Annotated in this window: 6 protein-coding genes and 1 riboswitch; of the genes, 2 read left to right on the top strand and 4 right to left on the bottom strand. The window is 74.9% G+C overall.

Annotated elements, in window-relative coordinates:
• The 3 genes from PAI11_RS07330 to PAI11_RS24085 all read right to left on the bottom strand — a co-directional run.
• A partial coding sequence (locus PAI11_RS07330) for an AAA family ATPase (RefSeq protein WP_040598962.1) occupies positions 1-975 on the bottom strand: 975 nt, incomplete at its 3' end.
• Between the two features lie 181 nt (positions 976-1,156).
• Complete coding sequence (locus PAI11_RS07325) at positions 1,157-3,100, bottom strand: acyl-CoA dehydrogenase family protein (RefSeq protein ID WP_007572497.1); 1,944 nt, start codon at positions 3,098-3,100, stop codon at positions 1,157-1,159.
• Positions 3,101-3,434: 334 nt separating this feature from the next.
• Positions 3,435-4,238 (bottom strand): C40 family peptidase, encoded by an 804-nt coding sequence (locus PAI11_RS24085; RefSeq protein ID WP_007572495.1) that lies wholly within the window; start codon positions 4,236-4,238, stop codon positions 3,435-3,437.
• A 5-nt stretch (positions 4,239-4,243) separates the two neighbouring features.
• Positions 4,244-4,412, bottom strand: a riboswitch (cyclic di-AMP (ydaO/yuaA leader).
• Between the two features lie 170 nt (positions 4,413-4,582).
• On the opposite strand from PAI11_RS24085, the gene PAI11_RS07315 reads away from it, so the two are divergent.
• Both PAI11_RS07315 and PAI11_RS07310 read left to right on the top strand, forming a co-directional pair.
• Entirely contained in the window at positions 4,583-5,218 is a 636-nt protein-coding gene (locus PAI11_RS07315) for an HD domain-containing protein (protein WP_007572493.1), read from the top strand.
• Positions 5,219-5,229: 11 nt separating this feature from the next.
• The gene (locus PAI11_RS07310; protein ID WP_007572491.1) at positions 5,230-6,369 is read left to right on the top strand and encodes an amidohydrolase family protein; all 1,140 of its coding nucleotides are present in this window, start codon (positions 5,230-5,232) and stop codon (positions 6,367-6,369) included.
• A gap of 46 nt (positions 6,370-6,415) precedes the next feature.
• Here the strand turns inward: PAI11_RS07310 and PAI11_RS07305 are convergent, their stop codons facing one another.
• Positions 6,416-7,096, bottom strand: a complete 681-nt coding sequence (locus tag PAI11_RS07305) for a DUF3159 domain-containing protein (protein ID WP_007572490.1) — start codon at positions 7,094-7,096, stop codon at positions 6,416-6,418.
• Positions 7,097-7,258 lie beyond the last annotated feature (162 nt).

Below are 7,258 nucleotides of genomic sequence, written 5' to 3'. Positions count from 1 at the left end.
GGCGGCGGTCAGCGCGTCGGCCGCGCCCCCGGCGACGCCGAGCGGCAGCCCGGCGATCGCCGCCGCGTGGCGCAGCTCGCCCTCGCCCCCGAGCGTCGCGATCGCCCGCGCCAGCAGCAGCGCGGGCTCGCCGAGGTGACCCAGCCGCAGCAGCAGCGAGCGGCGGACGGCGAGCGGGCCCGCCTGGGCGACGGTCTCGACCGGCACCGCGTCCGGCGTCTCGTGCGCGTTGGCCAGCTCGGCCGCCAGCTCGACCAGCAGGAACGGGTTGCCGCCGGTCGCGTGGTCGCAGGCGGCGACCAGCGCTGGCGACGGGACGCCGCCGCCGAAGGCCGCGCCGAGCATCCGCGCGACCCCGTCGCCGGACAGCGGCTGCGGCCGCAGGTAGTGGGCGTCGGCAGCGCCGAACAGCTCGGCCAGCAGCCGCTGCTGCGATCCCGGCTCGTCGTTGCGGGTCCCGACCAGCAGCGCGACCGGCAGGCCCTCGAGCCGCCGCGCCAGGTAGCCGCCGGCGCGCAGCGAGGCGCCGTCGCCCCAGTGGGCGTCGTCGAGCACCAGCAGCAGCGGCCCGTCGTCGGCCAGGTTCGCCACCACCCACTGCAGCGCGTGGAGGATGTCCGCGGCCGGGTCGTGGCCGGGTCCGCCGTCGCTCGGCAGCGGCGCCAGCCCGAGGACCGCCGCGGCCGGCGCCGCCGGGCCGGCCAGCAGCGCGGCCCGGCGCTCGGGCGGGGCCTGCAGCACCGGCCGCTCGACGAACTGGCGGACCAGCCCGTACTCGAGGTCCTGCTCCAGGATCCCGCCGCGGGCCCGCAGCACCCGCATCCCGCGCTCGCCCGCCAACGACGCGGCAGCGCGCAGCAGGGTCGTCTTGCCGATCCCGGCCGGGCCCTCGACGACCGTCAGCGACCCGTCGCCGGCGCACGCCCGGTCGAGCTGCGCGGTGATCGCCTGAAGCTCGGACTCGCGTTCGAGCATGGGGCTGAGGGGACCCGCCACGGGCCAGAAGCCTAGAGCCGTCGGCGGCGCGACGGCGCAGTCGATCGTGGCGTACACCCGCTCAGGTGGTGGCGGGTCGCCGCTCGCGCGACGACCGACCGGTCCGGCCGACACGGCCGGCTGGCGGCGGCGCGAACGCCGCCGCCGACCCGCGTCGGGGTCAGGCCGTGACGGCCTCGCCCTGGCCGAGCTTGGCCGCGGCGGCCGCGTCGAACTCCGGCTGGCGGTAGTTGGCCGGATCGCCGAACAGCGGCACGTCCTCGTCGCCGTGCGGGATCCCGCCCTCGATGAACGAGTAGCGGCCCTGGAGGACGCCCTTGGCGACCTGGCGGCCCTGCTCGTCGTCGTTGTCGCGCAGCTCGGCGAACAGCCGCTTGGCGCGGCGGCGGGCCTGGGTCGAGAAGGCGTCGGCCAGCTCGTCGATCGCCTCGGCGTTCTGCGGCTGCTCCTTCTTCAGGTGCTCGGCGTAGACGACGGCCGCCGAGATCGAGAACAGCTCGGCGCCGATGTCGACGATCCGGGCGAGGATGCCGGCGCGCTGCTCGAGCTTGGCGCCGTGCTTGCCCATCGCGTAGAAGGTCACGCGGGCGAGCTTGCGCGAGTTGCGCTCGACGAACCGCAGGTGGGTCGCCAGCTCGCCGAACTCGTCGAAGCTGCGCGGGTTCTGGCCCTCGCCGACGGTCAGCTGCGGGAACCACTTGGCGTAGAAGCCGCCGGCCTTGGCCGCCAGCTTCGCCTTCTCGGCCGGACCGCCGTCGCCCTCGATCAGGTCGCCGGCGATCTGCAGGTGCTGGTCGATCGCCTCGCGGGCGATCTGCAGGTGCATGATCTCGGTCGAGCCCTCGAAGATGCGGTTGATCCGCATGTCGCGCAGGGCCCGCTCGAGCGGCACCGGGCGCTCGCCACGCGCCTTCAGCGACTCGGCGGTCTCGAAGCCGCGGCCGCCACGGATCTGGACGGCGTCGTCGATCGCCTTCCAGGCCAGCTCGGAGCCGACCAGCTTGGCGACGGCGGCCTCGATCCGGATGTCGGAGCGCTTGGCCTCGGCCAGGCGGGTCGCGACCTCGACGACGGCCTCGGTGCCGAACGCCGTGGCCGTGATGTAGGCGAGCTTCTGGGCGACCTCGTCGTGCTGGCCGACCGGCTTGCCCCACTGGGCGCGCTCGGAGGCGAACTCGCGGACGACCTTGGCGGCCCACTTGGTGGCGCCGGCGCAGATCGCCGGCAGCGACAGGCGACCGGTGTTGAGGGTCGAGAGGGCGATCTTCAGGCCCTCGCCCTCCTTGCCGATCAGGTTCTCCTTCGGCACGAAGACGTTCTCGAGCCGGGTCACCGAGTTCTCGATGCCCTTGAGGCCCATGAAGCCGTTGCGGTGCTCGACCGAGACGCCCTCGGAGTGGTAGTCGAGGACGAAGGCGGAGACGCCGCCGCGGCGACCCTCGCTCTTCGGGACGCGGGCCATGATCACGACGATGTCGGCGATCGCGCCGTTGGTCGCCCACAGCTTGCGGCCGTTGAGGACGTAGCCGGAGCCGTCCTCGGTCGGGACGGCGGCGCACTGCAGCCGGGCCGGGTCGGAGCCGACGTCGGGCTCGGTCAGGAGGAAGGCCGAGATGTGGTCCTTGGCGACCTTGGGCAGCCACTGCTGCTTCTGCTCCTCGGTGCCGGCGATCATCAGCGGCTCGGCGACGCCGATCGACTGGTGGGCCGACAGCAGGGCGCCGAGCGAGCCGTGCCAGGTGCCGGCCATCGCCATCGCGCGGCCGTAGGTCATCCGCGAGTGGCCGAGGCCGCCGTACTCCTGCGGGATCTTGATCCCGAAGGCGCCCATCGCCTTGAGGCCGTCGAGGACCTCCTCAGGGATCTTGGCGTCGCGCTCGATCTGCAGCGGGTCGACGTTCGCCTTGAGGAACGCCTCGAACTCGGCCAGGAACCGCTTGCCGCGCTCGGCCTGCTCCGGATCCTCCTGCGGCAGCGGGTGGATCAGGTCCAGGCGGAAGTCGCCCAGGTAGAGCTCCTTGCCGAAGCTCGGGAGCTTCCAGTCCTGCTCGCGTGCGTCCTCGGCGAACTTGCGGGACTCGGCGCTGGTCGGTTCGGTCGTCATCTGGGGCGGCTCCGGGAATGGATTGACTGGTCAGTCAACTCGGAACGGTAGCGAACCGGCGGCCGCCCGGCGAGTGTGCGACAGGACACGCGACCGTCGGTAGGACCAGCACGGCGCACGCGAGGTGGCGTCAGGAGCCCCCGCTCTCCGCGAGGTGGCGTCAGCTCGCCCCGGATACCGCGGTGAGCTGACGCCACCTCGCTCGAGGCGCGGGGAGTTGACGCCACCTCGCTCCCCCACCGCCCCGGAACGCGGCGACGCCACCCAGCTGGGTGGCGTCGAGCGCGCCGCCGGTGGCGGCGAGGTGGGCGGCGGAGCGCCCGTGAAGCGCGGCTCAGCCGCTGATCCGGCGGGCGCCGACGTAGGCCGCGCCCCAGTAGCTGTCGTTCAGCTTGTGCTCCATCACGCCACGGGTCGTGGCGGAGATCACCGTCGTCGCGCTGGTCGCGATGCCGACGTGCGAGGCACCCGGACCGGCGGTCGAGAAGAAGACGAGGTCGCCGGGCTGGATCGCCGACTGGTCGACGGCCACGCCCTCCTCGTACTGGTCGAAGCTCGTCCGCGGCAGGGCGATCCCGGCCTGCTTGAAGGCCCAGACCATCAGGCCCGAGCAGTCGAAGCCGCCCGGCGCGCTGCCGCCCGAGCGGTACGGCGTGCCGATCTGCGAGCGGGCGGCGGCGATCGCGGCGGCGATCGCCCCGGCCGGAGCCGGAGCGGCGGCCGTCGAGGTCGAGTCGGCCGAGGCCGAGCCGGAGCTGGCCAGCTGGGCCTCGATCTCGGCGGCGAAGGCCAGCCGCATCGTGCGCAGGGTCTCGAGGTTCGGGCGGCCGGTGCGCGTCAGGCGCTTCCGCTTCTGGTAGCGCTTGATCGCGCTGCGGGTGCGGGCGCCGAGCGCACCGTCGGCCCGGACCCTGACGCGCCGCTGCACGCTCTTGGTCTGCGAGCGGGTCAGCTTGACCGTCTTGGTCGGCGAGACCGTCGCGGCCGCCGTGCTGGAGGCGTCGCTCGTGGTCGTCGTCGCGGCGGCGGTGTCGGTACCGGTGCCGACGCCGCCGGACGGCTGGTCGGCCAGGGCTGGCGTGGCGAGGCCCAACGTCAGGACGGCGGCCAGAGCGGCGCCACGGGTGAGGGGTGTCACTGGGTCTGCTCTCTTTCGTCGGCCTACGGGGTTAGCTGACGGGCGAGCGCAGAAAGAGCAGCGCTTCCACCGGATGCGGTGGATTTGCCCCGAAGCTGAAGGGTGGAGGCCCTTCCTCTCGGTGGGTCCCCCGTTCGCCGACGTTGAAGGCCGGCGATTCGGCTCGGGGCACCGTAGCAAGGCCGTCGCCGGGAACGCGGTGATTCCTGCCCGGATCCGGGAGATTCTTCGATTGGAAGCGGGAGCGCGCCAACCGCGGACCGGCCGCCGGCGCCGCCGGCCGCAGGCCCGCCGTGCCCCGATCGACCGGGGCGCGGTCCCCGACGCGGTACGGTCCGCTGGCGATGCGCGGTGACCTGTACGGGCGGTTCGCCGGGATCTGCCACGGCTGCGGCTGGGTCGGCCGGACCGAGGACGTCTTCGACCTGCTCTGGGACGCCTACTCCCAGCCCCACCGCCGCTACCACGACGTCGACCACCTCGACCACGTGCTGCGCGAGGTCGACCGGATCGCCCCCGAGGGCGCGCGCGACGAGGACCGGATGGCAGTCGTGCTGGCCGCGTTCTTCCACGACGTCGTCTACGACCCGCGGCGGCAGGACAACGAGCGGCGGTCGGCCGACATGGCGCGGCGCGTCCTCGACCAGCGCGGGGTCGCGCCGACCGTGGTCGCCGCCGCCTGCGACGCGATCCTCGCCACCGACCCCGCCCACGACGGCGAGCGCGGACTGGTGGCCCGCTGGCTCGGGGACGCCGACCTGGCGATCCTGGCCTCCCCGGAGCAGGAGTACGACCGCTACGTCGACCAGGTCCGCGGCGAGTACGCCCACGTCCCCGAGGAGCTGTGGATCACCGGGCGCGCCCAGGTGCTGCGGAGCCTGCTCGCGCGGGCGGCGCTGTTCACGCTCGGCGACCAGGCCGACGCCGAGCGGCGCGCCCGGGGCAACCTGCGCCGCGAGCTGGCGACGCTCCCGATCTAGAGTTGCGCGCGATGCCGCTCCGCCCCGCCGCCGACGACCTGGTCGCCCTCTACCGTGCCGGGGCCGCGGCCGTCGGCGAGGATCTGCCGTGGTTCGACGCGCACACGCACATCGGCCAGAACGACCCCGACGGGCAGAAGGCGACCGCCGAGGAGATCCTGGCCGGCCTCGACGCCGTCGGCCACGCCCGCGCGCTGACCTTCGCGATGCACGAGCCGGCCGGCTACCGCGAGGCCAACGACGTCGTGCTCGACGCGGCGGCCGCATCCGCCGGCCGGCTGGTCGGGCTCGCGCGGGTCGCCCCGACCGCCGACGGCGCGCTCGACGAGGCCCGCCGCTGCCTCGACGCCGGGGCCCGCGGCTTCAAGCTCCATCCCCGCAGCGACGGCTTCGCGCTGACGCACCCGGTCGTCGAGCAGGTCGTGGCGCTGGCGGCCGAGCGGCGGCTGCCGGTGCTCTTCCACGCCGGCCGCGGGATCCCCCAGCTCGGGTCCGCCGCGACCGCGCTCGCCGAGCGCCATCCCGACGCGCGGCTGATCCTCGCCCACGCCGGGATCAGCGACCTGGGCCTGCTCCCGAGCGCCGTCGGCCGGCTCGGCAACATCTTCTTCGATACCTCGTGGTGGCACCCGTCGGACATGCTGCAGCTGTTCGCCACGATCCCGCCCGGCCGGATCCTCTACGCCAGCGACATGCCGTACGGGCCGGGGATGTTCTCCGCCTTCGCCTTCCTGCGCTGCGCCGCCGCCGTCGGTACGCCGACCGCCGCCCTGCGCGAGATGGCCGGCGGCCAGCTGGCGCGGGTGCTCGCCGGCGAGGACCCGGTCGACCTGGGCCCGGCGCCCGGCGTCGGCGTCCTCGGCTTGCGCTGGATCGAGGGCGAGCGGGTCGCCTCGTACGCCGCGGTCGCGCTCCAGCTGGCGTTCCGCGAGGTCGACCCGGGCGAGCCGATCGCGCTCGCCCGCTACGCCTGCCAGAGCGAGGCCGACGGTCCGCGGGCCGCGCTCCTCGCGCTCGTCGACCGGCTGCTGGAGCGCGCCCAGCAGCGGCTGCTCGACGGCGGCGAGGGCCTCGACGCGCTCGGCAGCGTGCTGGCCGCCGGCTTCCTGGCGGCGACCCCCGGGGCCGGCGTCCCCGACGTCGCGGTCTGAGCCCGGATCCGCCGCCGAGCGGCGGGGCCAGGCCGAGCGGCGGCGCTCAGGCGGCGTCGTCGGAGGGCGCCGCGGCGGGCGCCGGAGCCGGGGTCCCGCGGCGCACCACCAGCCAGGTCAGCCAGAGGCCGAGCGCGAACAGCGGGATCCCCATCGCGACCCGCGCGACGCCGAGCGCGACCAGCGCGCTGGCCAGGTAGAGCGGCAGCTGGACCGCCAGCCGGGTCAGGAACAGCCCGACCCAGATCCAGCTTGCGCGGGTGTAGGTCTGCAGCAGCACCGGGTCCTTGCGCCACTCCGACCCCTGCTGGGTCATCGTCGCCACCAGCACGCCGATCAGCGGCCAGCGGACGGCGATCGAGATCAGGTAGCCGGCGGCGTAGCCGAGGTTGGCCAGCAGCCCGGGCAGGAAGAAGTCCTCCGCCTTGCCGGTGCGCGAGACGATGAAGCCCGCGAGCGCGATCCCGACCAGGCCCGAGAGCGCGAACTGGAGCGTCTGGCCGCGGACGACCCGGGCGACCGTCAGGACCACGCCGAGCGCCACCGCGAGGATCGCCGAGAGCTCGGCGTCCTGGCCCGTCGCCGTGTAGGCCGCCACGAAGACCGCCGCCGGCAGCGCCGACTCCGCGATCCCCAGCGGGCCGCCGACGGCGTCGACGATCGACGGCGGCTCCGCCCCGGCGACGTTCGGTCCTTCGGGTCGCTCGGGGGTCTGGCTGTGCTCCACGACCGGGTCAGGGTAGCGGCGCGCGCCCGCTCACCAGCGCACGAGCACCTGGGCGTGCCGCGTGGGCACGACCGCCGCCCCGTCGGCGGGCGCCGCCGCGCCGGCCGGCAGCACCCGGATCCGGGCGTCCGCGCTGGCCGGCCGGCCGTGGTCGCGCCAGGC

The sequence above is a fragment of the Patulibacter medicamentivorans genome (assembly GCF_000240225.1).
In the GTDB taxonomy this organism is placed as follows: domain Bacteria; phylum Actinomycetota; class Thermoleophilia; order Solirubrobacterales; family Solirubrobacteraceae; genus Patulibacter; species Patulibacter medicamentivorans.
The sequence above is the reverse complement of the archived record's forward strand: the minus strand, read 5'-3'. Positions and strand labels throughout refer to the sequence as shown.